This is a genomic window from Phenylobacterium sp., assembly GCF_004297125.1.
Taxonomy (GTDB): Bacteria; Pseudomonadota; Alphaproteobacteria; order Caulobacterales; family Caulobacteraceae; genus Phenylobacterium.
Map to the genome: position 1 here is coordinate 167,156 of NZ_SCVD01000025.1, position 26,030 is coordinate 193,185.

The following is a 26,030-nucleotide window of genomic DNA, read 5'->3' on the forward strand; positions in this document are numbered from 1 at the left end:
AGCTCGTTCACATCACCACCACTTCTGAGGCTTCGCCCGGAAGTCGGCCGCCTTCTCGATAGCCGAGCCCAGCGAGAACAGCGTCCCTTCGTCCAGGTTGCGGCCGATGAGCTGCAGGCCCAGCGGCAGGCCCTGGGCGTCGAGGCCGGCCGGCACGCTCATGCCCGGCAGGCCGGCCAGGTTCACCGTCACCGTGAAGATGTCGTTCAGGTACATGGCCACCGGGTCGTCCGACTTTTCGCCGAGTGCGAAGGCGGCGGACGGCGCGGTCGGGGTCAGCAGGGCGTCGACCTTCCGCCAGGCCTGGTCGAAGTCGTCGGCGATGCGGCGGCGGACCTTCAGGGCCTTCAGGTAGTAGGCGTCGTAGTAGCCGGCCGAGAGCACATAGGTGCCGATCAGGATCCGGCGCTTCACCTCGGCGCCGAAGCCCTCGGCGCGGGTCTTCTCGTAGGTTTCGGTGAGGTTCGCCCCGTCGACCCGCAGGCCGTAGCGCATGCCGTCGTAGCGGGCGAGGTTCGAGGACGCCTCGGCGGGCGCGACGATGTAATAGGCCGGCAGGGCGTACTTGGTGTGCGGCAGGCTGACCTCGACGATCTCGCAGCCGGCCTCCTTCAGCCAGGCGATGCCCTGCTCCCATAGGGCGTCGATCTCGGGCGGCATGCCGTCGACGCGGTATTCCTTCGGGATACCGACCCGCAGGCCCTTCACCGACTTGCCACAGAAGCTTGCGAAATCAGGGACTTCGGCGTCGATGCTGGTCGAGTCCTTCGGGTCGTGGCCCGACATCGAGCGCAGCAGGATGGCGCTGTCCTCGACCGTGCGGGCCATCGGGCCGGCCTGGTCCAGGGACGAGGCGAAGGCGACGATGCCCCAGCGCGAGCACCGGCCGTAGGTCGGCTTGATGCCCACCGTCCCAGTGAAGGCCGCCGGTTGGCGGATCGACCCGCCCGTGTCCGTGGCCGTGGCGCCCAGGCAGAGCTCCGCCGCCACCGCCGCCGCCGAGCCGCCCGACGAGCCGCCCGGGGTCAGGTCGGCGTTGCCGCCCCTGGCGCGCCAGGGGTTCACTACCGGTCCCCAGGCCGAGGTCTCGTTGGACGAGCCCATGGCGAACTCGTCCATGTTGAGCTTGCCCAGCATGACGGCGCCGTCGCGCCACAGGTTCGAGGTGACGGTGCTTTCGTAGACCGGCTTGAAGCCGCGCAGGATCATCGAGCCCGCGGTCGACTCGACGCCCTCGGTGCAGAACAGGTCCTTGATGCCCAGCGGCGCGCCGTCCAGCGGACCGGCCTCGCCCTTCGCCCGGCGGGCGTCGGAGGCCCTGGCCATCTCGACGGCCTTGTCCGGGGTGTTGACCACGAAGGCGTTCAGCGCGCTGGCCGCCTCGATGGCGCCGAGGTGCGCCTTGGTGATCTCCTCGGCGGAGAAACTCTTGTCCGCCAGCCCGTCGAGGGCGGCCTTGAGCGTGAGCCCGGTGAGTTCGGACATGGCTATTCCACCACCTTCGGCACGATGAAGAAGCCCTTGGCGGTCTTCGGCGCGTTGCGCAGCACCTTTTCCGGGTCGCCACCCTCGGTGACGACGTCGTCGCGCATGGGCAGGCTCATGGCCACGGAGGTGGTCATGGGCTCGACCCCGTCGGTATCCACCTCGGAAAGCTGCTCGATCCAGTTCATGATGCCGCTCAGCTCCCTGGCCAGCGGCTCCAGCTTTTCCTCGGGCTCGGCGATGCGCGCCAGCCTCGCGACCTTGCGCACGGTCGCGGCGTCGATGGCCATGACCATCCCTCCATAAATCCAGAGGGCGTGGGTTAGCCGTGCGAGGGCCTGCTTTGCAAGCTATAGGCGGTCGATGGCTGTCGTTGATCTCCTTGAGCTGCCCGCCCTGCTGCCCCGCTACGCCGCCGTCGTGGGCCTGGACCTGGGCGAGAAGACCATCGGCGTGGCGGTCTCGGACGCCGGTCGGTCGATCGCGAGCCCGCTCAGCCTGATCCGCAAGACCAAGTTCACCGACGACTTCGCGGCGCTCTCCAAGCTGATGGAGAGCCGCGAGGCGCAGGCGATCGTCATCGGCCTGCCGGTGAACATGGACGGCACCGAGGGGGCGCGCGCGCAGTCCTGCCGCGCCTTCGCCCGCAACGTCCTGCGGGTGAAGGACCTGCCGATCGCCTTCTGGGACGAGCGCATGTCGTCGATGGCGGTCAACCGGATGCTGATCGACGAGGCGGACACCACCCGCGCGCGCCGCGCCGAGGTGGTCGACAAGGCGGCCGCCGCGTGGATCCTCCAGGGGGCGCTGGATCGCCTCAGGAACGCGAGCGGCTAGCGCGCTCCTCCCCCACTCTTCGGTGCGGCGGAGGAGCGATCACAGCCCGCCGGCGAAGAGGTCGGGCTTGCCGATCTGGACGCCCTTGTGACGGAGGATCCCGTAGGCGGTGGACAGGTGGAAATAGAAGTTGGTGGTGGCGAAGCTGGACAGCCACTGCCCGGCCGGCAGGGTCGGCTCGAACTGGCCCAGGTTGAAGGTGATCGGCGCCTGGTCGCGGCCCTCGAACTGCTCGGCCTTCAGGGACGCCAGATAGGCCTTGGCCTCGGCGATGGCCGCCTTGAACCCGGCCAGGTCGAGATCCTCGGCGATGGCCTCGGGGACGGACAGGCCGGCGGCGCGGGCCGGCCATTGCTTGGCGAAGTTGATCACCACCATCGCCTGGAAGCGCAGCGGGTTCATGTCGTCGATCAGCCGCCAATCCAGGATGTCGGCCTCCGACCCGCCCCTGGACCTGGCGAACTCGGCGCCCTTGGTCAGCAGGTGATCGAGCGTGCCGAGGCCCTTGGAATAGAGGTCGACGAAGGTGAAGAGGCAGACGGTCATGGTTTCCCCTGGGTGATGTCGTTGGGGTCGATGTAGGGACGCCCGCCCAAGCTTCGCAACGCTCGCGCAGCACGAAGTTGGGGATCACCTGTTGCGCTCGCTTCCCTTGCCGCCCTCGCCGCTCTAAGACCGCGCTTTAATGAGCGCCGCGCCCCCCGGTCTGAACGAGGTCCTGCAGCGGACCTTCTCGTTCCCCAAGAAGCATTTCCTTTCGGCCACCGATCTCAACGAGGTCGAGGTGGCCAATCTGCTGGACCTGGCCGACGGATTCGTCAGCCTGAACCGGCAGACCTCGAAGAAGCTGGACCTGCTCAAGGGCAGGACGCTGATGAACCTGTTCTTCGAGAACTCCACCCGGACCCAGAGCTCGTTCGAGCTGGCCGGCAAGCGGCTGGGCGCCGACGTCGTGAACATGTCCCCGCGCAGTTCGTCGATCTCCAAAGGGGAGACCCTGATCGACACGGCGGTGACGCTGAACGCCATGCAGCCGGACCTGCTGGTGGTGCGCCATTCGTCGTCCGGGGCGGCCAGCCTGCTGTCGCAGAAGGTGGGCTGTTCGGTGGTCAACGCCGGCGACGGCCAGCACGAGCACCCGACGCAGGCGCTGCTGGACGCGCTCTCCATGCGCCGCGCCTTCGGCTACATCGCTGGCCTGCAGGTGGCGATCTGCGGCGACGTCCTGCACAGCCGCGTGGCGCGCTCGAACATCGCCATGCTGCAGATGCTGGGCGCCAACGTGCGGCTGGTGGGCCCGCCCACCCTGATCCCCGCCGCCGCCGAGCGCTGGAACGTCGAGGTCTTCCACGACATGCGCAAGGGCATAGCCGGCTGCGACGTGGTGATGATGCTGCGCCTGCAGCTCGAGCGGATGGACGGGGTGATGGCGCCGTCGCAGCGCGAGTACTTCCGCTTCTACGGCCTGGACCGCGAGAAGCTGGCCCTGGCCTCGCCCGGCGTGCGGGTGATGCACCCGGGGCCGATGAACCGCGGGGTGGAGATCGATTCCGAGGTGGCCGACGACCTGTCGGTCAGCCTGATCCAGGACCAGGTGGAGATGGGCGTGGCCGCGCGCATGGCCGTCCTGACTTCGCTGGCGGCCCGGCTGGAGAACGACCGATGAGCCGCCCGGTCGCCTTCACCAACGCCCGGATCGTCGACCCGGCCAGCGGCTACGACGGCCCCGGGGCCGTGATCGTCACCGAGGGCGTGATCGCCGATGTGGCCAAGGGCGGCGGGCTGGGTTCGCTGTCGGCCGACGTGGAGGTGATCGACGCCGGCGGCGCGCTGCTGATCCCGGGCCTGATCGACCTCCGCGTGAAGACCGGCGAGCCGGGCTCGGAGCCCAAGGAGACGCTGAAGTCGGCCGCCCTGGCCGCCGCGGCCGGCGGGGTCACCACCATCGTGGTGCAGCCGGACACCCATCCGGTGATGGACGAGCCGTCGGTGGTGGATTTCATCCTGCGCCGGGCCCGCGACATCGAGCTGGTCAACGTCTACCCCGCCGGCGCCGCCACCAAGGGCTGCGAGGGCAAGCGGATGGCCGAGATCGGCCTGATGCACGAGGCGGGCTGCCTCTATGTGACCGACGCCGACCGGCCGATCGTGGACTCCAAGGTGTTCCGGCGCGTGCTGAGCTACGCCAAGGCGTTCGGGGTTCCGGTGGCGCACCGGCCGGCCGACCCGTGGCTGTCGGCCGGAACCGCGGCCAGCGAGGGCGAGTTCGCGGCCCGCATGGGCCTGCCCGCCGCGCCGGCCATCGCCGAGAAGATCATGCTGGAGCGCGACCTGGCGCTGGTAGAGCTGACCGGCGCCCAGCTGATCGTCGACCAGGTGACCACCGCCGGCGCCCTGGAGAGCCTGAGGCGCGGCCGCGAACGCGGCCTGCCGGTGACGGCCACCACCTCGATCAACCACCTGTCGTTCAACGAGATCGACATCGGCGACTACCGCACGTTCTGCAAGCTGGACCCGCCGCTCCGGTCCGAGGACGACCGCCAGGCGGTGATCGAGGCGGTGGCGTCGGGCCTGATCCAGGTGATCGTGTCGGCCCACGCGCCCGCCCCGGCCGAGGACAAGCGCCTGCCCTACGACGAGGCGGCGCCCGGCGCGGTGGGCCTGCAGACCCTGCTGGCCGCCCTGCTCGCCTTCCACCACGACGGCCAGATCCCGCTGATGGACCTGATCCGCGCCGTGACCTGCGCGCCGGCTGACCTGCTGGGGCTGCCGGCCGGGCGGATCGCCAAGGGCGCCCCGGCCGACCTGGTGCTGTGCGACCTGAACGCGCCGGTGGTGATCGACGCCGACAAGCTGATCTCGAAGTCGAAGAACTCGCCCTTCGACGGGCGCAGGCTGCAGGGCAAGGTGCTGCGGACGGTCGTGGACGGGCGGACGGTGTATTCAGCCTAGCCGCCGGCCCGGCGCCGCCCGGTCAGGCGGCGGCGTCCATCACGTCTTGCGGAAGCAGCGACGGGACGTTCAGCCGACCGAGGATACGGCCTTCCAGCGGGATCAGGGCGTCCACGAACGCCTCGGTCGGACCGCCCTCGTACCGGGGCGGCGACTGCAGCTGGGCCTCGTCGAAGATCATGGTCTCCTGCACGGCGTCGACCAGCAGGCCCGCAGGCCGGTCCGCGTGATGCACGACCACGATCACGTGCCGCCCCGAGGCTTCGGTCCGGCCGAGGCCCAGCCGCGCACGCAGGTCCATGACCGGCATGACCGCGCCGCGCAGGTTGATCACGCCCAGGACGAACTCCGGCGCCTGCGGCAGCGGCGTGGAGGCCGTGTAGCCGCGGATCTCCCGAACGGACCGGATGTCGATGCAGAACTCGTGTCCCGCGACCTCCACCAGGATGAGTTCGATCGCGCTCTGGCGTTGCAGGGCCGCCGACATCAGAACTCGTTCCAGTCGCCCTGGCCGCCCACCGCCGCGCGGAGCTTGCGCTGCAGGGCCGGCGCATCGGCGCGCGGGCGTTCGCTCGCGGAGGGCCGGGCCGGCGCCGCGGCCCGGTCACCCACATCGAAGCGCGCCACCAGCTGGCCGAGTTCGACGGCTTCACGCCTGAGCTGAGCCGAGGCCGCCGTGGCTTCCTCGACCATGGCGGCGTTCTGCTGCGTCACCTGGTCCATCTGATTGACGGCCGTGTTCACCTCACCAAGGCCGGTCGACTGCTCCCGGGCCGACTGGGCGATCTCCGACACCAGCCCGTCGATGGTGGCGACCCGCTCGACGATAGCCGTCAGCGCGTGGCCGGTGTCGGTCACCAGCTTCACGCCCCGGTCGACCTGGGCGCCGGACGACGAGATGAGGGTCTTGATCTCCTTGGCCGCCTCGGCCGAGCGCTGGGCCAGAGCCCGGACTTCCTGGGCGACGACGGCGAAACCCCTGCCCGCTTCCCCGGCCCGCGCCGCTTCGACGCCGGCGTTCAGCGCCAGAAGATTGGTCTGGAAGGCGATCTCGTCGATCACCCCGATGATGTTGGAGATCTTGGCCGAGCTCTGCTGGATGTCGTGGATCGCGGAGACCGCGTCGCGGACGACGTCGCCCGACCGCTCGGCTTCCGTCCGCGCCCCGGACGCTACCTCGGAGGCCTCCTTCGCGCCCTCGGCGCTGCGTTTGACGGTGGCGGTGATCTCGTCCAGCGCCGCGGCGGTCTCCTCCAGGCTGGCCGCCTGCTGCTCGGTGCGGCGCGACAGGTCGTCCGAGGCCGTCGAGATCTCGTCGGCCCCGCTGCGGATCGCCGCGGTGGTGCTGAGGACCGACGCCATGGCGGAACGCAGGCTGGACGCCGTGCTGTTGAAGTCCTCCTTGATCCGCGCGTAGGACCCCTGGAAGTCGGCGGTGATGCTGGCGGTGAGGTCGCCCTCGGAGAGACGCTTCAGTCCGTCGCCCAGGGTGGAAACGACGGTGGACTGTTCCTTCTCGGTCGCCGCCCGGTCGGCGTCGTTCTGCATGCGCTCATGCTCGGTGGCGGTGATGTCGGTGGCGAACTTCACGACCCGCACGGGCTTGCCCGCCGGATCCAGGACAGGGTTGTACGACGCCTGGATCCAGACCTCGCGGCCACCCTTGCCGATGCGGCGGAACTTGGTGGCGACGAACTCGCCCCGGTTCAGGGTCTGCCAGAACTCGCGATAGGCGGGGCCGCTCGCTTCCTGCGGGTCGACGAATATGGCGTGCCGGCGGCCGACGACTTCGCTCTCCACATATCCCAGGGCGTCCAGGAAGTTCTTGTTGGCGCGGATGATCGTGCCGTCGAGTTCGAACTCGATCACGGCCTGCGACCGTTCGATCGCCGCGACCATGCCTTCGAGGCTGCGAACGTGGGCCGCCTCCGCCTTCCTGGCGTCCGACGCCCCCCCAAACAGCTTCATCGTCAATCCTCCTGGTTCCCCGCCAGAGCTGACGGAGAGATGCCCTCGTTGTGCGAACAGGGTTCACCCACAACCCTTTAACCAGGACTGAATTGTGGGAATTGTACTTGCCCATTTTGGGTCGTTTCGCGGTTTTACCTGCGAAACCGGACAAATTGCCGCGCCGAATTGATATAGGTCAAATGTCGTACGCCGCTCTACTACAACCCGCGATACGCCACATCCCGGCAGCGCATGCCAGGGGCGAGCGTCGAGCCGCCGCGATGGTTCACTTTTTGTTCTTGAGCAGAGATGTTCGGCGCGTTAGCCTGTCCGTGCGGTGCGGGACCGACCAAGGCGCCAGGAGCGCTGACGCGCCCCGTGAGCCGCGCTAGGACTCGCCCAACAGGAGGGTCCATGTCCGAGTCCTTGAGCGCCACGATGATCGCCGCCGCGCTGGTCGGCGGCTATCTGCTGGGGTCCATCCCCTTCGGGGTGATCGCCACCCGGCTGGGCGGCGCGGGCGACGTGCGCTCGATCGGCTCCGGCAACATCGGGGCGACCAACGTGCTGCGGACCGGCCGCAAGGACCTGGCGGCGATCACCCTGCTGGGCGACGGCGGCAAGGGCGCGGTGGCCGTGCTGCTGGCCTGGCTGGCGACGCGTGACGGCACGGCGGAGCAGCAGGCGGTGCTGACCTCGCTGGCGGCCGGCGCGGCGTTCCTGGGCCACCTGTTCCCCGTCTGGCTGCGCTTCAAGGGCGGCAAGGGCGTGGCGACCTTCTTCGGGACCATGCTGGCGGCCGCCTGGCCGGTGGGCCTGGCGGCGGCGGCGACCTGGCTGATCGTGGCCTTCCTGTTCCGCATCTCGTCCCTCGCAGCGCTGGTGGCCGTGGCGCTGGCGCCGCTCGTGGCGCTGTGGCTAGGCCGGCCTGGAGCCATCGCGCTGCTGGCGCTGTTCATGGCGCTGCTGGTCCTGGTGCGGCATTCCGAGAACGTGCGGCGCCTGCTCAAGGGCCAGGAGCCGAAGATCGGCGGGTCCAAGACGCCCGCGGAGAGCGCCGAGGCGTGATCCGCGAGCTTTCCGACGCCCAGCGGCGCGACTGGCTGCGGCTGGCCCGCACCGAGAACGTGGGCGCCGTCACCTTCGACCAGCTCATCGCCCGCTTCGGCGAGGCGGCCCTGGCGCTGGCCGCCCTGCCCGACCTGGCCCGGCGCGGCGGGCGGATGGGCGGCGTCAGGATCCCTTCCGAGGCCCAGGCGGAAAAGGAGCTGGCGGATGGCGCCGCGCTGGGCGCGCGCCTGATCTGCGCGTGCGAGCCGCAGTTCCCCCAGGCGCTGGCGGCCCTGGATCCGCCCCCTCCGCTGATCTGGGTGCGAGGCGACCCCGGGCTCCTGGACCGCCAGACGGTGGCGATCGTGGGCGCGCGGGTCGCCTCCGCCGCCGGCCAGCGCTTCGCCCGCGGCCTTGCCGCCGAGCTGGGGCAGTCCGGGCACGTGATCGTCTCGGGCCTGGCGCGCGGCATCGACGCCGCCGCGCACGAGGGTTCCCTGCCCACCGGGACCGTGGCCGTCCTGGGGGGCGGGATCGACGACATCTATCCGCCCGAGCACCGCGACCTCTACGCCCGGATCGTCGCCCAGGGCTGCGTGGTGTCGGAGAGCGAGCCCGGCCGCACGGCGGTGGCCCGCGACTTCCCGCGCCGCAACCGCATCATCGCCGGCCTGTCCCGCGCCGTGGTGGTGGTCGAGGCCGAGTTCCGCTCCGGCTCGCTGATCACCGCGCGCCTGGCCAACGAGCAGGGCCGCGAAGTGCTGGCCGTGCCCGGCTCGCCGCTGGATCCCCGCGCCAAGGGGACCAACGACCTGATCCGCCAGGGGGCGGCGATCTGCGAGGGCGCCGAGGACGTACTTCGCGCCCTGGAGGGCATCGGCGGATTCCGCGAACCGGAGCGGACGCCGTTCCGCCATGAGCCCGTCGAGGCCGACGAGGCCTTGCGCGAACGCCTGGCCGAACTGCTGTCGCCGACCCCGGTTTCACGGGACGAGCTGGTGCGCGCCGCGCAGGCTCCCGCGCCCGCGGTTTTCGCCGCCCTGATGGAGCTGGCGCTGGCCGGAAGGGCCGATTTGCTGCCGGGCGGCATGGTCGTGAAAGGAATAGCCCCTTAAGGGGCTGCCTCGACTGTGCGAATCCGGCCCGTTGACACGCCGCAGGGACCGCCCCCACGTTCCGCGCTCTTTTTTGGATAGACGTAACCCTAGATGAAGCTCGTCATCGTCGAGAGCCCCGCCAAGGCCAAGACCATCAACAAGTACCTTGGCTCGGACTTCAAGGTGCTCGCCTCGTACGGCCACGTCCGCGACCTTCCCGCGAAGGACGGTTCGGTGCGCCCGGACGAGGACTTCGACATGTCCTGGGAAGTCGACGGCAAGGCCGCCAAGCGGCTGTCCGAGATCGCCGACGCGGCCAAGGGCGCGGACCGCCTGATCCTGGCCACCGACCCCGACCGCGAGGGTGAGGCCATCTCCTGGCACGTGCTGGAGATCCTCAACAAGAAGCGTGGCCTGAAGGACCTGGCCGTCGAGCGGGTGGTGTTCAACGCCATCACCAAGACCGCCGTGACCGAGGCCATGGCCAACCCGCGCCAGCTCGACATGGAGCTGGTCGAGGCCTACCTGGCCCGCCGCGCCCTGGACTATCTGGTGGGCTTCACGCTCTCGCCGGTGCTGTGGCGCAAGCTGCCGGGGGCCCGCTCGGCCGGCCGCGTGCAGTCGGTGGCCCTGCGCATCGTCGTCGACCGCGAGCTGGAGATCGAGCGCTTCAGGACCCAGGAATACTGGACGGTCGAGGCCGAGGTCAGCGCCAACAGCGACCCCTTCACGGCCCGCCTGGCCAAGCACCAGGGCAAGCGGCTGACCAAGTTCGACCTGGGCGACGAGGCCAGCGCCTTCGCGGCCCGCGACGCGGTGAAGGCGGCGACGTTCAAGGTGGCGACCCTGGAGCGCAAGCCGGGCAAGCGCTCCCCGCCCCCGCCCTTCACCACCTCCAGCCTGCAACAGGAAGCCTCGCGCAAGCTGGGCTTCAACGCCCAGCGGACCATGCAGGCCGCCCAGAAGCTGTACGAAGGCATCGACATCGGCGGCGAGACCGTGGGTCTCATCACCTATATGCGGACCGACGGCGTGCAGACCGCGCCCGAGGCGCTGGACGAGGCGCGCGGCGTGATCGGCGGGCTCTACGGCAAGGAATATGTGCCGGAGAAGGCGCGCATCTATTCCACCAAGGCCAAGAACGCCCAGGAGGCCCACGAGGCCATCCGCCCGACCAGCCTGGCCCGCAACCCCGGCAAGCTGCACCTCGAAGGCGACCTGGGCCGGCTCTACGAGCTGATCTGGAAGCGGATGATCGCCTCGCAAATGGAGAGCGCGAGGGTCGAACGGACGACGATCGACCTGGAGTCCTCCGACGGCCAGACCGGCCTGCGCGCCTCGGGCGTGGTGGTGACCTTCGACGGCTACCTCGCGGTCTATGAGGAAGGCCGCGACGATCCGGACGACGAGGAAGGCGGCCGCCTGCCGCAGGTCGCCGAGGGCGCCGACGCCCAGGTCCGCGGGGCGAAGGCCGACCAGCACTTCACTGAGCCGCCGCCGCGCTATTCCGAAGCCAGCCTGGTCAAGAAGCTGGAGGAGCTGGGCATCGGCCGGCCCTCGACCTACGCCTCGATCCTGACCGTGCTGCGTGACCGCGCCTATGTGCGGATGGAGAAGCAGCGGTTCGTGCCCGAGGACAAGGGCCGGCTGCTGATCGCCTTCCTGGAGGAGTATTTCCTTCGCTACGTCGAGTACGACTTCACCGCCGGGCTGGAGGAGCGCCTCGACCTGGTCTCGGCCGGCGACCTCGACTGGAAGGTGCTGCTCCGCGAATTCTGGAACGAGTTCAACGCCAAGATCGGCGAGACCGCCGAGCTGCGGATGAGCGACGTGCTCACCGCGCTGGACAAGACGCTGGGCCCGCACCTGTTCCCGGAGAAGCCGGACGGCAGCGACCCGCGCGCCTGCCCGGTCTGCAACACCGGCCGCATGGGGCTGAAGAGCAGCAAGTACGGTCCGTTCCTCGGCTGCTCCAACTATCCGGAATGCCGCCACACCCGCCCGCTGACCGTCGCCGAAGAGGGCGAGGACGGCCCGACGGGCGACCGCGAGCTGGGGATCGACCCGGTGACCGGCGAGACCGTGTTCCTGAAGACCGGCCGCTTCGGCGTCTACGTCCAGCTGGGCGAAGGCGAGAAGCCCAAGCGCTCCAGCCTGCCCAAGGGCTGGTCGGCGCCCGACATGGACCTGGAGAAGGGCCTGCGCCTGCTGCGCCTGCCGCGCGAGGTCGGCAAGCATCCGGAGGACGGCAAGCCGATCCTGGCCGGCATTGGCCGCTTCGGCCCGTTCGTGCTGCACGAGGGCACCTACGCCAACCTGCCGAACGCCGACGAGGTGTTCGACGTGGGCGTGAACCGCGCCGTCGACCTGATCGCCACCAAGCGCGCCGGGCGTCGCGGCGGGGCGGAGGCCGCGGCGCTCAAGGACCTGGGCGCGCACCCGGTGGACGGCCAGCCGATCCGCGTGCTGTCCGGCCGCTACGGCCCCTACATCAAGCACGGCTCCACCAACGCCAACGTGCCGCGAGGTTCCGACCCGCTGTCGGTGACGCTGGAGCAGGCGGTGGCGCTGATCGCCGAGCGCGAGGCCAAGGGTGGCGGCAAGAAGGCCAAGAAGCCGGCCCGCGTGGCGAAGGCCAAGGTCGACGGAGAGGCCAAGACCACGGCCAAGAAGAAGCCGGCGGCGAAGAAGAAGGCGGCTGCGAAGAAGCCTGCGGCCGTGAAGAAGGCGTCCGCTGCCGCGATCAGCGACGACGAGACGCCGTTCTAAGACGTAGCGCTGGGCGCGGGCCGCGCTAGGGTCGCGTCATGCCCAGCGCGACCCTCAACGGCCTAAACTTCCACTACGAGCGCGCGGGCTCCGGTCCGCCGCTGCTGTTCATCTCCGGCACCGGAAGCGACCTGCGGGTGACGCCGAACGTGTTCGCCTCGCCCCTGGCCAAGGCCTTCGACCTGCTGGCCTACGACCAGCGGGGCTTGGGGCGGACGGACAAGCCGGACGTCCCCTATTCCATGGCCGACTACGCCGATGACGCGGCCGCGCTCCTGGACCACGTCGGCTGGGACGAGGCCCTGGTGCTGGGCGTCTCGTTCGGCGGGATGGTGGCCCAGGAGCTGGCGCTGCGGCATCCCCGACGCGTGGAGCGGCTGGTCCTGGCCTGCACCTCGCCGGGCGGCGCGGGCGGCGCCTCCTATCCTTTCCACGAGATCGAGCACCTGAAGGGCGAGGCGCGCGCCCGCTTCCTGCTGCCCATCAGCGACACCCGCCGCGACGCCGCCTGGGCCGCGGCGCATAGCGACGAGTACGAGAAGCTGGTCGAGATGGGCGCCGCCGATCCGTTCGCCGCGGAACCTGGCCGGGCCGAAGGCGCGCACCGGCAACTGGAGGCGCGGGAAAAGCACGACACCTGGGACCGCCTCCCGCAGATCGCCTGCCCGACAATGGTCGCCGCCGGCCGCTACGACGGCATCGCCCTCCCCGCCACCCAGGAGAAGATGGCCGAGCGCATTCCTGGTGCACAGCTGCGCTTCTTCGAGGGCGGCCACCTGTTCATGCTGCAGGACCGGGCGGCCTATCCGGCGATGATCGCGTTCCTTACCTCCCCCGTCGCGGCAGCGACGGCGGGAGGGGGACCGCCCGCCGAGCCGTAGGCGAAGAGCGGGGGGTGGAGGGGGCGAGCCCCACCTCCTGAATCTAGGACAGCCTGGCCGATCCGCAGAGCCTGAAGTTCGCCCCCTCCACCACGCCCTCTGCGGGGCGCGGTCCCCCTCCCGCCGCTGCGCGGGGGAGGTAAGATTCATCCCGCCGCCAGCTCCAGGATCTCCACGATGTCCTCCGGCCCCCGGATCGGCCGCGGGTTCGAGCGGACGCCGGCGTCGTGCATGGTGTGCTCGGCGATGGCCTGGAAGTCCTTGGGCAGGATGCCGACGCTCCGGAGGTCCGTGGGCAGGCCCAGGCCGGCCACCAGTTCGCGCACCGCGCTGGCGGCCGGGCCGGGATAGTCCAGCAGTTCGCTGATCTGGGCCTGGGGCGCGATGGCGTCCGGGGCGCTCCACTGCAGCACCGCCGGCAGGGTGACGCACGAGGTGATCCCGTGCGGCACGCCATAGCTGCCGCCCAGGGTGTGGCCGATGGCGTGGCTGACGCCCATGCCGCGCCCGGAGCCGACGCCGCTGATCGCCAGCCACATGCCGAACTGACACTGCAGCCGGGCCTCGAGGTCCTCAGGACGGCCCCTGGTCGCTGACAGCCCCTGGGCCAGCCGCTTCAGCCCATCGGCCGCCAGAGCGTCCGCATAGGGCGCGCGGACCGGGTGGCAGAGCTGCTCCACCGCGTGGTCGACGGCCTTCATGCCGGTGGAGGCCCAGAGGTTCGGCGGGGTCGCCAGCGTCATGGCCGGGTCGAGGACCACCGCGCGCGGCGCCAGCATGGGATGGGCGTAGCCTTCCTTCACGTGCTGGGCGGCGTCGCTGACTCCGGCGAACGGCGTGAACTCGGCGGCCGACAGCGTGGTGGGGACGGCGATGAAGCGGATTCCGGCGGGGATCTTCGTCACGTCCACGCGGTCCGCGCCGCGACCAGCGCGATAGGCGTCGAGCTGCTCCGCGCGCTCCAGCCCGGCCCAGAGGCAGAGCTGCATCACCTTGGTGGCGTCGATCACCGAGCCGCCGCCCAGGGCCACGATCAGGTCGGCGCTCGTCCGGCGGGCTTCCGCGGCGCCACCGATCACGCCCTCGCGCGGCGAGTGGGCGCCGATCTCGGCGTAGATGCCGACGCAAAGATCGCCCAGCGCCGTCGCGAACTCGGCGGCCAGGCCGCCGGCCAGCGAGCGGGTGGTCGTCAGGAGGATTCGGCCCGCGCCCCAGCTTTTCGCCAGTTCCGCCGCCACCTCGGCGGCGGGCCGGCCGTAGACCACCTGGTCCTGCTTCGGGAACCTGTGCGCGCCGCTGAGCATCTTTTTCTCCTCGGCCGCGAGCCTAGCGGCCGCCTTCAGTGGTAAGCACGACCGATGGCCCGATCCAAGATGCCGAAGTCCACACGCTTTGCCAAAGGCGTGCCCGACCGCGAAACCCTCCTGAAGTTCATCCGCGAGAGCGGCGAGACCGACAAGGCCGCCATCGCCCGCGCCTTCGGCCTGAAGGGTGAGGACCGCCGCGTCGTGCGCAGCCTGCTGCAGACGCTGGAAGCCGAGGGCCTGCTGGGCAAGCGCGGCCGCAAGGGCGTCGCCGCGGCGGGAGCCCTGCCCGAGGTCGGCGTGGCCGACGTGGTCGAGCGCTCGACCGACGGCGACCTGCTGGTGAAGCTGACAAAAGGCGACGACGCCCCGCTCGTGCCGCTGGCCCCCGGCGGCGACGCCAAGGGCGGCGCGCCGGGCATGGGCGACCGCCTGCTGGTGCGGTTCGTGACGCTGGAGAGCGGCGAGACCGAGGCCCGGTTGATCAAGCGGCTGGGCCAGAGCGCGCACCGCATCCTGGGCGTGGTGCGCAAGTCGAACCGGGAGGTCCGCGTCGAGCCCGTCGACCGCAAGACCAAGGACACCCTGCTGCTGCCGCAGGGCGAGAACGTCCGCGACGGCGACCTGGTGCTGGCGCAGATCGAGAGCCACGGCAGCCGCTACGGCCCCAAGCACGGCAAGCTGCTGGAGATCGTCGGCCGCGAGGACGAGCCCCGCGCCTATTCGCTGATCGCCATCCACACCCACGGCATCCCCATGGGCTTCCCGGAGGGCGCCGAAGCCGAGGCCGAGGCGGCCGAGCCGCCGACGCTCAGCGGGCGCGAGGACCTGCGCGACGTCCCGCTGATCACCATCGACCCGATGGACGCCCGCGACCATGACGATGCGGTCTATGCGGAGCCCGACACCGACCCGAAGAACCCCGGCGGCTGGATCTGCTGGGTCGCCATCGCCGACGTGGCGGCCTACGTCCGTCCGGGCTCAGAACTGGACCGCACCGCCCGCGACAAGGGCAACAGCGTCTATTTCCCCGACCGGGTGGAGCCGATGCTGCCCGAACGGCTCTCCAACGGCCTCTGCAGCCTGCGGGAGGGCGAGAACCGCGCCACCATGGCCGTGCGCATGGTCTTCGGCGCCGACGGCCGCAAGCGCAGCCACAAGTTCGTCCGCGGACTGATGCGTTCGGCCGCCAAGCTGTCGTACGAGCAGGCCCAGGCCGCCATCGACGGGACGCCCGACGACAAGACCGGCCCGCTGCTGGAAGCGGTGCTGAAGCCGCTGTGGGCCGCCTATGCCTGCATGAAGAAGGGCCGCGACGCCCGCTCGCCCCTGGCCATCGAGAGCCTGGAGCGGAAGATCGCCTTCAACACCGAGGGCGAGATCGCCCAGATCACACCGCGCGCCAGCCTGGAGGCGCACAAGCTGATCGAAGAGTTCATGATCCAGGCGAACGTCAGCGCCGCCGAGACCCTGGAGCAGAAGAAGACCCCGCTGATCTACCGCATCCACGACCAGCCCAGCCCCGAGAAGATCGCCGCCCTGGTGGACTTCCTGGGCACGCTGGGCCTGCCCTGGACCAAGGGCGAGGCGCCGCGCACCGAACGGTTCAACAAGCTGCTGCTCGAGACCCGCGAGGGGCCGCACGCCGACATCGTCAACGAGGTGGTCCTGCGCACCCAGATGCAGGCGGTCTATTCCACTGAGAACATCGGCCACTACGGCCTGAACCTGGCCAAGTACGCCCACTTCACTTCGCCGATCCGCCGCTACGCCGACCTGATCGTCCACCGGGCGCTGGTGACGGGGCTGGGGCTGGGGAGCGACGGGCTGTCGGACTGGGACATCTCGAAGATGAAGGACACGGCCGAGCTGATCACCCACGCCGAGCGCCGGGCCATGGCGGCCGAGCGCGACGCCACCGACCGCTACGTCGCCGCCTTCCTGGCCGACCGGGTGGGCGCGACGTTCGAGGGCCGGATCACCGGCGTCACCCGCTTCGGCCTGTTCGTGCGGCTGGCCGAGACCGGGGCGGACGGGCTGGTGCCGGTGTCCAAGCTGGGCGGCGAGTTCTTCATCCACGACGACCGCTCCCACGCCCTTGTGGGGGAGCGCTCCGGCGCGCGGTGGCCGCTGGGCATGACGGTGGAGGTGCGGCTGGAGGAGGCCACACCGATCACCGGCGGCCTGCTGTTCCACATGCTGAGCGAGCCCGCGCCGCCGGACCGGACGGCCCCTCGCCCCCGCCTGGGCATGCGCGCCCGCGGCGACCGGCGGCCCGGCGGCAAGCCGCCCACCGGGCGGCCGCCGGGCATCCGCACCGGCCGCAAGCAGAAGATGGGCGGCAAGAAGCGGCGGTAGCGGCCTTCCGCCACGGCGCCCTTCCCTCGGCCTGTCGCGACGCCATACAGTTGTTCGCATGAGTGAAGCCGAACCCCCGAAAGCCCAGGACGGGGTCCACAAGCCCGAGGGTCCGCCGCGCGTCCCCGGACAGCGCGCCGTGCGGCCCAAGAACGCGGCCACGGTGATGATCATCCGCCGCGACGCGAAGAAGCCGCGGGTGCTGATGGGCAAGCGCCACGGCGGCCACAGCTTCATGCCCGACCGCTGGGTCTTCCCCGGCGGCCGGATCGACCGTGCCGACTACCGCGCCCCCTTCGCCACCGATCTGCGCGCCGACGTGGGCGGCCTGTTCGACCGCTATCTGCCCGCCGGACGCGGTCGCGCGCTGGCCCTGGCCGCCATTCGGGAAACCTGGGAGGAAGCCGGCCTGCTGCTGGCCAAGCCCGGCCAGGCGCGCGCCACGGGCCCCTGGAAGACCTTCGCCGCCCAGGGCGTCCTGCCCGACCTCGAGGCCCTGGACGTGATTGCGCGCGCCATCACCCCACCGGCGGTGGGCAAGCGTTTCGACACCTGGTTCCTGCTGGCCGACGCCGAGCGCCTGACCAGCCTGGAGCGCCAGCCCGACTGCGGCGAGCTGGAAGAGATCGACTGGATCGACTTCGACGACGCGATGGGACTGCCGCTGCCGGCCGTGACACGCATGATGATCAAGGAAGCCGTGGCGCGCATGGAGGACCCCGGACGCCCGAAGCCCTTCCTGCGCTACAAGGACAAGGGCATGCGGCCGACGGCGCTGTAGCGCCCCTTCTAAGCGCCCTCTTCTAAGCGCCATTGACTTCCGGCCGCGGATTCGTATTTTCCGCGCCTCCTGAATACCCGCCGGCGGTGCGATCCCGCTTGGCCCCGCAAGGACAACACCCATGGCGAAGCCCGCCTCAATCAAGATCCGCCTCAATTCGTCGGCGGACACCGGCTTCTTCTACGTGGCCAAGAAGAACGCCCGCACCAAGACCGAGAAGATGGTCGTGCGGAAGTACGACCCCGTCGTGCGCAAGCACGTCGAGTTCAAGGAAGGCAAGATCAAGTAGGCTGGCGACGCCTCTGATTTTGTTGGCAAGCGCCCGGCCTCACCGCCGGGCGTTTTGCGTTGCGGAGCCCAGGGATGCCCCTCACCACCGAACAGGCCCGCGCCTACGCCCGTGATGGCGTCGTGCGCCTGTCCGGACTGATCCCCACCCCTGACATCGAGACAATGCGCAACGCCGTCTGGCGCAAGCTGGATGCGCGGCCGGAGCGCGCGGCGCGCCCGTCGAAGCTCACGGCGCGCGAGGGCGAGTTCGACGCCATCGGCAGTCCCGCCATCCGCGCCCTGCTGGACAGCCTCCTGGGCGAGTGGGACGAGCCTGTGCGATGGGGCCTGCCGCTGGTGGCCTTCCATACGGGCGAGGAGGCCTGGGACGTGCCGCACCGGAACTGGCACGTCGATCTCGGCGGTCTGCCCGGGGAATATTCCCTCGCGCGGTTCTTCGTGATCCTGGAGCCATCGCGGCCGGGCGGCGGCGGCACGGGCTATGTCGCTGGCTCGCACCGGTTGTTCACGGCCATCGCCGAGCGTGAGGGCCGCCTTCGCTCGTCGGCCGAGGCGCGCCGAAGGTTGATCGCGCACGCGCCCTGGTTCGGCGAGTTGTCGTCCACACGCCCCGGCGAGGACCGCATCCAGCGCTTCATGCGTGACGGCGCCGAGGTGGGCGGGGTCGAGGTCCGCGTCTGCGAGATGCTGGGCGAGCCGGGCGACGTGATCCTGATGCATCCGCTGATGCTGCACGCGCCCATGCCCAACGTGCTGTCGACGCCACGCATGATGCTGACGCAGTTCGTTTACGGGCGGCCTTAGGCGACCTCAGGCCGCCCTGGCGATGACCCGGTTGCGGCCGCGGGACTTGGCCTCGTAGACGGCCTCGTCGGCGCGCTTCAGGAGCGCGGTGGGCGTGTCCTCAGCGCCAGCGCTGCAGGCGACGCCGATGGAGATGGTCACCGACAGCAGTTCCTGGCCGCCCATCACACGGAACGGCGCGCCGGCGGCGTGCAGCCGGATGCGCTCGGCGATCCGCCTGGCGTCCTCGAGCTCGGTGTCCGGCATGACCACCACGAACTCCTCGCCGCCGAGGCGCACCGGAAGGTCGATGGCGCGGACGTTGGAAGCCAGGCGCACCGCGAACTCGGCAAGCACTTCGTCGCCCACGTCGTGGCCGAAGCTGTCGTTGACCTTCTTGAAGTGGTCGATGTCGATGACCAGCAGGGAGACGGGTTCGCCGCCCTGGTTGGCGCGGCGCATCAGCGCCTCGAGCTGGCCGGCCATGTAGCGGCGGTTGTGCAGGCCGGTGAGCTGGTCGGTGACGGCCAGCTCCAGCGAATGGTCCAGGTTCGAGCGCAGGTAGTCGGTGTAGCGCTTGCGGCGGATCTGGGTGCGCACGCGGGCGGCCAGCTCGCCCGGATCGATCGGGCGGGCCAGGATGTCGTTGACCCCGATCTCCAGCGCCTTGACCGCCTTCTGGCGCTCGTCGAAGTCGGCGATGGCCAGGATCGGCAGGCTGCGGGTCGCCTCGTCGGAGCGAAGCTGGGCGGCGAAACGCAGGCCGTCGAAGGCCTTGGCGTTGGCGTTGACGATCACCAGATCGACCGGCCCGCGGGCGGTCAACACCGCCTTGTAGGCCTCGGTCTCGACCACGGGGCGGTGCTCGACGGAAAGCTCGGCGGCCACGCGCTCGGCCTGGCGGACATTGTCGTCCACGATGAGGATGCGGCCGCCCGAGCCGCCGAGGCGCGACGCGGCGCCGGCGATCACGCCCATGCGGCGGCCAGAGGCCTCGCGGGCCCGCAGCTCGTCGATCACGGCCTTCAGGCGCACCAGGCTGCGCACGCGGGCGAACAGCATGACGTCGTCGATGGGCTTGGTCAGGAAATCGTCGGCGCCGGCCTCAAGCCCGGCCACGCGGTCGGCGCGGCCGTCCAGGGCGGTGACCAACACCACGGGCACGTGACGGGTGGCCGGATCGTCCTTGAGGCGGCGGCAGACCTGGAAGCCGTCCATGCCGGGCATCATCACGTCCAGCAGGACGATGTCGGGCAGTTCCGACGCGGCGATGGCGAGCGCGGTCGGCCCGTCGCCCGCGGTCAGGACATCGTAGTACTCCGCCGAGAGCTTGGCCTCGAGCAGGCGCACGTTCGATTCGATGTCGTCGACGACCAGGATGCGCGCTGACATGACTAGTTCAGCAGGCGCTTGATGGTTTCGAGGAAGTGGCTGACCGAGATCGGCTTTGAGATGTAGGCCTCGCAGCCGCCCTCCCGGATCCGTTCCTCGTCGCCCTTCATGGCGAAGGCGGTGACGGCCACGACCGGGATATGCGCCAGGTCGTCGTCTTCCTTCAGCCACTTGGTGACCTCGAGTCCCGAGATCTCCGGCAGCTGGATATCCATCAGGATCAAGTCGGGGCGATGTTCGCGGGCAAGCGACAGCGCAGCCAGACCCTCGCGGGTCTCCAGGGTCTCATACCCTTGGGCTTCGAGCAGATCATGAAATAGCTTCATGTTCAGCTCGTTATCCTCGACGATGAGGACCTTCTTGGCCATTGAGGACCCGACTGTTGGAGGCACGGCCGATGCTCGGCCCACCCCACCCTTCCGGAGCTTATCGGGCCGCATATCCTTAAACTTCGTTATCCGCGCTGGAACACCGTTGGCCGAGCCTCCGCATATCGTCGCACCCAGCCTCGCTTCCCTGGGCCTTTCCCACGAGCGGCCGCTGGTGCTGGTGGACGTGGACGAGGTGCTGGGCCTGTTCATGCAGGGCTTCGGCGATTTCCTAGCCGGCCGCGGGCTGGAGATGCGAATCGACCGGTTCGCCCTCTTCCAGAACATCTACCGGCCAGGCGCGACCGAGCATCTGGACATCGCCGAGGGCAAGAAGCTGTTCGACGCCTTTTTCGCGGGTCATTGCCATGAGATCGAGCCCGCGCCGGGCGGGATCGAGGCTCTGAACCGCCTGGCCGGATCGGCGGAAATCCTCATCCTCTCGAACGCGCCGGCCGAGGCCGAGCGCCTGCGGACGCAGTGGCTGCGCAAGCATGGCCTGTCGCATCCGCTGATCCTGAACTCGGGCCCCAAGGGGCCGATCGCGGCCGGCCTTATCGCCCAGACGCCGCAGAAGACCGCCTTCGTCGACGACCTGCTGCCCAACCTGGACTCGGTCCAGGACCATTCGCCTCCCACCGCCACGTTCCAGCACGTGGCCGACCTGCGCCTGCGCCCCCTCGCCCCCCGCTCGGACCGGCACCCCCGGATCGACGACTGGGCCGAACTGGCCGACGCTATCGAGGCCGCGATCCGCGACTAGGCGGCCCCCCCGTTGACGGTCGGCCCAGCGGCGCGTCTTCTCGCCATAGTTGTTACATCGGGGCGTCTCCATGCTGATCCGTACGGGCCTTCGCGGCCTCCTCTCGACCGCCATGGCGGCGAGCCTGTTCTGCCTGCCGGCCGCCGGCCAGGCCGCCGTCGAGGGGGGCTACAAGGTTCCCCCCGCCCCCATCGCCCAGATCATCGACGCCCCGCCGACCCCGGCCGTCCAGCTCTCGGGCGACCGTCGCACCCTGGCGATCCTTAACCGCGAGGGCCTGCCCTCCATCGCCGCAGTCTCGGAGCCGATTCTGCGGTTGGGCGGCTACCGGCTCAATCCGCGCACCAACGGGCCGATCGAGGCGCGGACCACCTGGAGTACAGGCCTCAGCTTCAAGGACATCGCGTCGGGCAAGACCATCGCCGTCGCCCTGCCCGCCAAGGCCCGCTTCGTCGGCCCGCAGTGGTCGCCGGACGGCAGGTCCCTGGCCATCGCCATGGAGGCCGCCACGGGGCTGGAGCTCTGGGTCGTGGACGTGGCCACCGGCGCGCCGCGCAAGCTGACCGGACCGGTGCTGAACGCCGCCTTCGGCGCGCCGTACGACTGGCTGCCCGACTCCAAGGGCCTGATCGTCCGCGTCGTCCCCGCGGGCCGAGGCCCCGCGCCGGCGGAATCGACGACGCCCGACGGCCCGACGATCCAGGAGAACATCGGCCGCACAGCGCCGTCGCGGACCTACCAGGACTTGCTGACCAATCCTCGGGACGAAGCCCTGTTCGAGCACTATTTCACCAGCCAGATCGCGCGGGTGGACGCAGCATCCGGCGCCTTGACGCCGATCGGCGCCCCCGCGATCTGGTCGCAGGTCTCCGCCTCGCCGGACGGCCGCTGGCTGCTGACCGCCAAGCTGAAGCGGCCCTTCAGCTACGTGGTCCCGGCACGGGCCTTCCCCACCGAGATCGCCGTCCTGGACATGACCGGCAAGGTCGTGAAGCCCATTGTCGATCGTCCGCTGGCCGACGACGTGCCGCCGCCGTTCGACGCGGTGGTGAAGGGGCCGCGCGACGTGGAATGGCGCGCCGACGCACCCGCCACCCTGCTATGGGCCGAAGCCCAGGACGGCGGCGACCCGCGAAACAAGGTGGCCAACCACGACCGGCTGGTCCTGCTGGACGCGCCCTTCACCGCCGCCCCGCGCACCCTTGTCGATCTGAAGGAGCGCTACGACGAAATCCACTGGGGTCGCGCCGACACGGCCATCGTCACCACCCGCTGGTGGCTGGACCGGCATGAGACCCGGGTCGCCGTGGACCCGTCGAACCCCGGGACCGGCCGCGTCCTGATCTCGCGCAGCTCGCAGGACCGTTACGGCGATCCCGGCCAGCCGCTGATGGAGCCCAACGCGGCGGGGGAGCCGGTGATGCAGTTCACCGCCGACCGCAAGGCCGTGTTGATGAGCGGCCCGGGCGCGACGGCCAAGGGGGAATACCCCTTCGTCAGCCGCCTGGAGCTGGCCGACGGCAAGACCAAGGAGCTGTGGCGCAGCGAGACCGGCGTCTACGAGGTCCCCTTGTCGTTCGTCGACGAGAAGGCCACGAAGATGGTGACCCGCCGCGAGAGCCAGACGGCGGCGCCGAACTACTACCTGCGCACGCTGGGCGCGAGGACGCCCAAGGCGCTGACCGCCTTCCCGGACCCGGCGCCGCAATTCGCGGGCGTGACCAAGCGGCTGATCACCTACAAGCGCGCCGACGGCCTGCCCCTGTCGGGCACGCTATACCTGCCGGCCGGCTACGATTCGAAGCGTGACGGGCCGCTTCCGCTGCTGATGTGGGCCTATCCGGCGGAGTTCACCGACCCGGCCATGGCCGGCCAGGTCGTGGACCAGGCCGCGAACCGCTTCTCGCGGCCTGGCGGGATCTCGCACCTGCTGCTGGTGACCCAGGGCTACGCCGTGCTGGACAACCCCGCCTTCCCCATCGTCGGCGCGTCCGGCAAGGCCAACGACACCTACGTCGAACAGCTCACCGCCGACGCCAAGGCCGCCGTGGACGCGGTGGTGGAACTGGGCGTCGCCAGCCGCGACCGGATCGCCGTGGGCGGCCACTCGTACGGCGCGTTCATGACGGCCAACCTGCTGGCCCACACCGACCTCTTCCGGACCGGCATCGCGCGCTCGGGCGCCTACAACCGCACGCTCACGCCGTTCGGCTTCCAGGCCGAGGAGCGGACCTATTGGGAGGCGACGGACATCTACACGAAGATGAGCCCGTTCACCTACGCGACCCAGATCAAGGAGCCGATCCTGCTGACCCATGGCGGGGCCGACGACAACTCGGGCACGTTCCCGGTCCAGACCGAGCGGTTCTACGCGGCGCTGAAGGGCGCGGGCGCGACGGTGCGCTACGTGGTGCTGCCCAACGAGGCGCACGGCTATCGGGCGCGGGAGTCCTCGGAGCATACCTTGTGGGAGATGACCACTTGGCTCGACACCTACCTGAAGGCCAAGCCCGCCGCGGCGGACAAGTAGCTCCCCGGGATCAGGGGCGGCCGTCGAGGGCGGCCGTCCGGACGTGGACCACGGCGTAGCGGTCGCTCCAGACGCGCCGCCAGCCCGGTTTGGCGTCCATCTCGCGGATCAGCGGCTCGCCGGCCTCCAGCAGGGTCCAGTCGACCTTGTACCGCGCCAGGCTGCGGTCGAGCGCGGGCCCACCCTCACGGGCCTTCAGGTAGGCCGTGAAGAAGCCGTCGCCGTACATGTCGGCCCGGCCGTCGATGAACGGGCGAACGTCGCGGTAGATCAGGTAGCCGCCGAAACGATAGGCGTTGAACACCGGCCGTTCGGCCAGGCCAGGCGGCAGGTGCGCCAGCGCCGAGGCGGGCGTGGCGGCGTCGTCGCGCCGCTCCACGGGCTTCACGTAGCGTGCGGCGACCAGGCCGACGGCCAGGACGGCGAAGGCCAGGACCACCGCCCGCGACCGGACCTCGACGATGCGCTCGCGGCCCCAGGCCTCGGCCAGGGCCGGCGCGAGGATCAGCGGGGCGACCACCGCCAGCACGATCTGATGCCGGGCGTGCTGGAGCCCCATGTGCAGCAGGAGCAGCAGCAGCACCAGGCGGAGGACCGGGAGGCGCACGCCGTTCCTCAGGCAGACGAATAGGGTCGCCAGGAGGGTGAGTTCGAACGGACTGGGCTTGGCGAAATCGGCCGGCCGCCACTCGGTGATGGCGTTCAGCGTGGCCATGGTGCTGGTCTGGAACGGGAACAGCAGGCCCGCGGGGCCATGCGGCGTGAGCATGGCCGCGAAGAGGCTCAGCAGACCCACAGGGGCCCAGGCGCGGATCACCGGCCACGGGTCGCGGCGCCCTTCCACGAGCGCTTCGAGGGCGAACACGCCCATCACGGCGGCGCCCAGAGCGTAGCTGGCGTGCAGGTTGGCCCAGAGCAGCATCAGCAGCGGCATGAACAGCCGGGGCGCGACCCCGGCGTCGCGGGCGCGCAGCAGCTCGACGGTCCAGGCGGCCAGCAGCGGCAGGGCGATCAGGTGCGGGCGGGTCAGCAGGCTGGGCGCCATCAGCCCCATGACCAGCACCAGGGCGACAAGCACGGCGACGGGGCTCAGGAACTGGCGCAGGCGCGAGCCCACGACGCCGAGCGTGGCGGCGGCGGCCAGGCCGCACAGGACAAGGAGGCCGCTCCACCCTCCTGCCCGGACGGCGCCGGCCATCGCCACCTCTGAAAGCCATTCGTGCGAGAGCCAGGGGCGGCCGGCGTAGGTGTGGGAGAACACGTCCACCGCCAGCACCCGGCGGTGGTCGATCATCCAGTCGCCGGCGGCGAGATGCCAGTAGGTGTCGCCATCCAGCAGGACGGGCGGCGCGAACAGCACGACTGCGAAGATCGCCGCCATGGCGAGGACCTGCATCCAGCCGGCCGCGTCGGGTCGGGACAGGGCGAGCCGGGGCCGGGCTGTGGGCAGAGATGCGGCGACCATGGCCGATGGTTAGTTCGAAGCCTGTGAACTCCGGGTTTACGGCGTCGGCTTTCGGGCGCGGATGGGCTATTGCGGTGGCGATGATCCGCATCGGCGTGGACTTCGGCGGCACCAAGATCGAGGCGGCTGCGCTCGACGCGGAGGGCCGTTTCCAGGCCCGCGTACGCGGGCCGACGCCGCCCGCCTACGAGGACCGCCTGGAGGCCACCCGCGAGGTCGTCGCCGAAGCGGAGCGGCAGGCCGGCGTCCGGCCGGGCCGGATCGGGGTCGGCGGGCCGGGGTCGCCATCCCCCGCCACCGGACTGATGCGCAATTCCAACTCGACCGTGCTGAACGGCAAGCCCTTCCCGGCCGATCTGCAGCGGGTGCTGGAACGCGACGTGCGCTACGCCAACGACGCCAACTGCCTGGCGCTGTCGGAAGCCCGCGACGGCGCGGCGGCCGGCGAAGGCGTGGTCTTCGCCGTGATCGTCGGCACCGGCTGCGGCGGTGGGATCGCCGTGGACGGGCGGCTGGTCGAGGGCCGCAACCTGGTGGCCGGCGAGTGGGGCCACACGCCCCTGCCCTGGCCGCGGCCGGAGGAACTGCCGGGGATCAGGTGCTGGTGCGGCCGGGTCAACTGCCTGGAGCTGTGGCTGAGCGGCACAGGGTTCGCCCGCGACGCCGGCCGGCACGCCGAGGCGGTGGTCGCCGAGCCCGACCCCGCCGGCGACGCGGCGCTGGCCCGCTACATCGACCGGCTGGCCCGCGCCCTGGGCGTCGTCGCCGACATCCTGGACCCCGACGTGATCGTCCTGGGCGGGGGCATGTCGAACCTGGACCTGCTCTACGCGCGGCTGCCGGCCGCCATCGCGCCGCACGTGTTCTCGGATGTGTTCGAGACGCCGGTCCGCCAGGCGCTGCACGGGGACAGTTCCGGCGTGCGCGGCGCCGCCTGGTTGTGGCCGCCGGAGTGACGCCCGGCGGCAGGGTCG

23 protein-coding genes are annotated in these 26,030 nt (G+C 70.5%); 14 read left to right on the forward strand and 9 right to left on the reverse strand.

The genetic code is table 11. The features are described from left to right. Positions 1-12: 12 nt before the first annotated feature. Positions 13-1,485: an Asp-tRNA(Asn)/Glu-tRNA(Gln) amidotransferase subunit GatA gene (gatA, locus tag EPO51_RS18445; protein ID WP_293353227.1), complete on the reverse strand. Its 1,473-nt coding sequence runs from the start codon at positions 1,483-1,485 to the stop codon at positions 13-15. A gap of 2 nt (positions 1,486-1,487) precedes the next feature. Further along, a complete protein-coding gene (gene gatC / locus EPO51_RS18450; protein WP_293353229.1) occupies positions 1,488-1,775 on the reverse strand; it encodes an Asp-tRNA(Asn)/Glu-tRNA(Gln) amidotransferase subunit GatC in 288 nt (95 codons plus the stop codon). A 73-nt stretch (positions 1,776-1,848) separates the two neighbouring features. Between gatC and ruvX the strand changes: the two genes are divergently transcribed. Next, a complete protein-coding gene (gene ruvX / locus EPO51_RS18455) occupies positions 1,849-2,322 on the forward strand; it encodes a Holliday junction resolvase RuvX (RefSeq protein WP_293353231.1) in 474 nt (157 codons plus the stop codon). A gap of 39 nt (positions 2,323-2,361) precedes the next feature. Here ruvX and EPO51_RS18460 read toward each other — a convergent pair whose 3' ends face one another. Next, complete coding sequence (locus EPO51_RS18460) at positions 2,362-2,868, reverse strand: DUF1993 domain-containing protein (protein WP_293353233.1); 507 nt, start codon at positions 2,866-2,868, stop codon at positions 2,362-2,364. 139 nt (positions 2,869-3,007) lie between these two features. On the opposite strand from EPO51_RS18460, the gene EPO51_RS18465 reads away from it, so the two are divergent. Continuing rightward, positions 3,008-3,988, forward strand: a complete 981-nt coding sequence (locus EPO51_RS18465; protein ID WP_293353235.1) for an aspartate carbamoyltransferase catalytic subunit — start codon at positions 3,008-3,010, stop codon at positions 3,986-3,988. Then, entirely contained in the window at positions 3,985-5,274 is a 1,290-nt protein-coding gene (gene pyrC, locus EPO51_RS18470) for a dihydroorotase (RefSeq protein WP_293353237.1), read from the forward strand. Before EPO51_RS18465 ends, pyrC begins: the two co-directional genes overlap by 4 nt. 22 nt (positions 5,275-5,296) lie before the next feature. On the opposite strand, the gene EPO51_RS18475 is transcribed toward pyrC, so the two are convergent. Together EPO51_RS18475 and EPO51_RS18480 are read right to left on the reverse strand one after the other, a co-directional pair. Continuing rightward, positions 5,297-5,761 carry a chemotaxis protein CheW gene (locus EPO51_RS18475; protein ID WP_293353238.1) on the reverse strand — a complete coding sequence of 155 codons (465 nt, stop codon included), beginning with the start codon at positions 5,759-5,761 and terminating at the stop codon, positions 5,297-5,299. Then, positions 5,761-7,242 (reverse strand): methyl-accepting chemotaxis protein, encoded by a 1,482-nt coding sequence (locus EPO51_RS18480; RefSeq protein WP_293353240.1) that lies wholly within the window; start codon positions 7,240-7,242, stop codon positions 5,761-5,763. The genes EPO51_RS18475 and EPO51_RS18480 overlap by 1 nt, the downstream gene beginning before the upstream one ends. 396 nt (positions 7,243-7,638) lie before the next feature. On the opposite strand from EPO51_RS18480, the gene plsY reads away from it, so the two are divergent. The 4 genes from plsY (at position 7,639) to EPO51_RS18500 (ending at position 13,021) form a co-directional block, all read left to right on the forward strand. After that, positions 7,639-8,292: a glycerol-3-phosphate 1-O-acyltransferase PlsY gene (gene plsY, locus EPO51_RS18485; RefSeq protein ID WP_293353242.1), complete on the forward strand. Its 654-nt coding sequence runs from the start codon at positions 7,639-7,641 to the stop codon at positions 8,290-8,292. Further along, positions 8,289-9,389, forward strand: coding sequence for a DNA-processing protein DprA (gene dprA, locus EPO51_RS18490; RefSeq protein WP_293353244.1), 1,101 nt, complete (start codon positions 8,289-8,291; stop codon positions 9,387-9,389). Before plsY ends, dprA begins: the two co-directional genes overlap by 4 nt. Positions 9,390-9,482: 93 nt before the next feature. After that, positions 9,483-12,140, forward strand: coding sequence for a type I DNA topoisomerase (topA, locus tag EPO51_RS18495; protein ID WP_293353246.1), 2,658 nt, complete (start codon positions 9,483-9,485; stop codon positions 12,138-12,140). Between the two features lie 38 nt (positions 12,141-12,178). Then, on the forward strand, positions 12,179-13,021 hold the full coding sequence (locus tag EPO51_RS18500; RefSeq protein WP_293353248.1) for an alpha/beta fold hydrolase: 843 nt from the start codon (positions 12,179-12,181) through the stop codon (positions 13,019-13,021). Positions 13,022-13,167: 146 nt separating this feature from the next. Here the strand turns inward: EPO51_RS18500 and EPO51_RS18505 are convergent, their stop codons facing one another. Further along, positions 13,168-14,325 (reverse strand): iron-containing alcohol dehydrogenase, encoded by a 1,158-nt coding sequence (locus EPO51_RS18505; RefSeq protein ID WP_293353250.1) that lies wholly within the window; start codon positions 14,323-14,325, stop codon positions 13,168-13,170. 54 nt (positions 14,326-14,379) lie between these two features. Here EPO51_RS18505 and rnr point away from each other — a divergent pair, with 54 nt between their 5' ends. The 4 genes from rnr (at position 14,380) to EPO51_RS18525 (ending at position 18,559) form a co-directional block, all read left to right on the forward strand. Then, positions 14,380-16,683 carry a ribonuclease R gene (rnr, locus tag EPO51_RS18510; protein ID WP_293353252.1) on the forward strand — a complete coding sequence of 768 codons (2,304 nt, stop codon included), beginning with the start codon at positions 14,380-14,382 and terminating at the stop codon, positions 16,681-16,683. Between the two features lie 58 nt (positions 16,684-16,741). After that, on the forward strand, positions 16,742-17,464 hold the full coding sequence (locus EPO51_RS18515; protein WP_293353254.1) for an NUDIX hydrolase: 723 nt from the start codon (positions 16,742-16,744) through the stop codon (positions 17,462-17,464). A gap of 121 nt (positions 17,465-17,585) precedes the next feature. After that, positions 17,586-17,753 carry a 50S ribosomal protein L33 gene (gene rpmG / locus EPO51_RS18520; RefSeq protein ID WP_293353256.1) on the forward strand — a complete coding sequence of 56 codons (168 nt, stop codon included), beginning with the start codon at positions 17,586-17,588 and terminating at the stop codon, positions 17,751-17,753. 74 nt (positions 17,754-17,827) lie between these two features. Next, positions 17,828-18,559 (forward strand): phytanoyl-CoA dioxygenase family protein, encoded by a 732-nt coding sequence (locus tag EPO51_RS18525; protein ID WP_293353258.1) that lies wholly within the window; start codon positions 17,828-17,830, stop codon positions 18,557-18,559. Positions 18,560-18,565: 6 nt separating this feature from the next. Here EPO51_RS18525 and EPO51_RS18530 read toward each other — a convergent pair whose 3' ends face one another. Both EPO51_RS18530 and divK read right to left on the reverse strand, forming a co-directional pair. Next, entirely contained in the window at positions 18,566-19,930 is a 1,365-nt protein-coding gene (locus tag EPO51_RS18530) for a PleD family two-component system response regulator (RefSeq protein WP_293353260.1), read from the reverse strand. Between the two features lie 2 nt (positions 19,931-19,932). Further along, complete coding sequence (divK, locus tag EPO51_RS18535) at positions 19,933-20,298, reverse strand: cell-cycle response regulator DivK (protein WP_293353262.1); 366 nt, start codon at positions 20,296-20,298, stop codon at positions 19,933-19,935. 106 nt (positions 20,299-20,404) lie between these two features. Here divK and EPO51_RS18540 point away from each other — a divergent pair, with 106 nt between their 5' ends. Beyond that, entirely contained in the window at positions 20,405-21,061 is a 657-nt protein-coding gene (locus EPO51_RS18540) for an HAD family hydrolase (protein ID WP_293353264.1), read from the forward strand. A 70-nt stretch (positions 21,062-21,131) separates the two neighbouring features. Then, positions 21,132-23,591 (forward strand): S9 family peptidase, encoded by a 2,460-nt coding sequence (locus EPO51_RS18545; RefSeq protein WP_465246613.1) that lies wholly within the window; start codon positions 21,132-21,134, stop codon positions 23,589-23,591. A gap of 10 nt (positions 23,592-23,601) precedes the next feature. On the opposite strand, the gene EPO51_RS18550 is transcribed toward EPO51_RS18545, so the two are convergent. Beyond that, positions 23,602-25,056 carry a hypothetical protein gene (locus EPO51_RS18550; RefSeq protein ID WP_293353266.1) on the reverse strand — a complete coding sequence of 485 codons (1,455 nt, stop codon included), beginning with the start codon at positions 25,054-25,056 and terminating at the stop codon, positions 23,602-23,604. Positions 25,057-25,136: 80 nt separating this feature from the next. Between EPO51_RS18550 and EPO51_RS18555 the strand changes: the two genes are divergently transcribed. Then, on the forward strand, positions 25,137-26,012 hold the full coding sequence (locus EPO51_RS18555) for an ROK family protein (protein WP_293353437.1): 876 nt from the start codon (positions 25,137-25,139) through the stop codon (positions 26,010-26,012). The last annotated feature ends 18 nt before the right edge of the window (positions 26,013-26,030 follow it).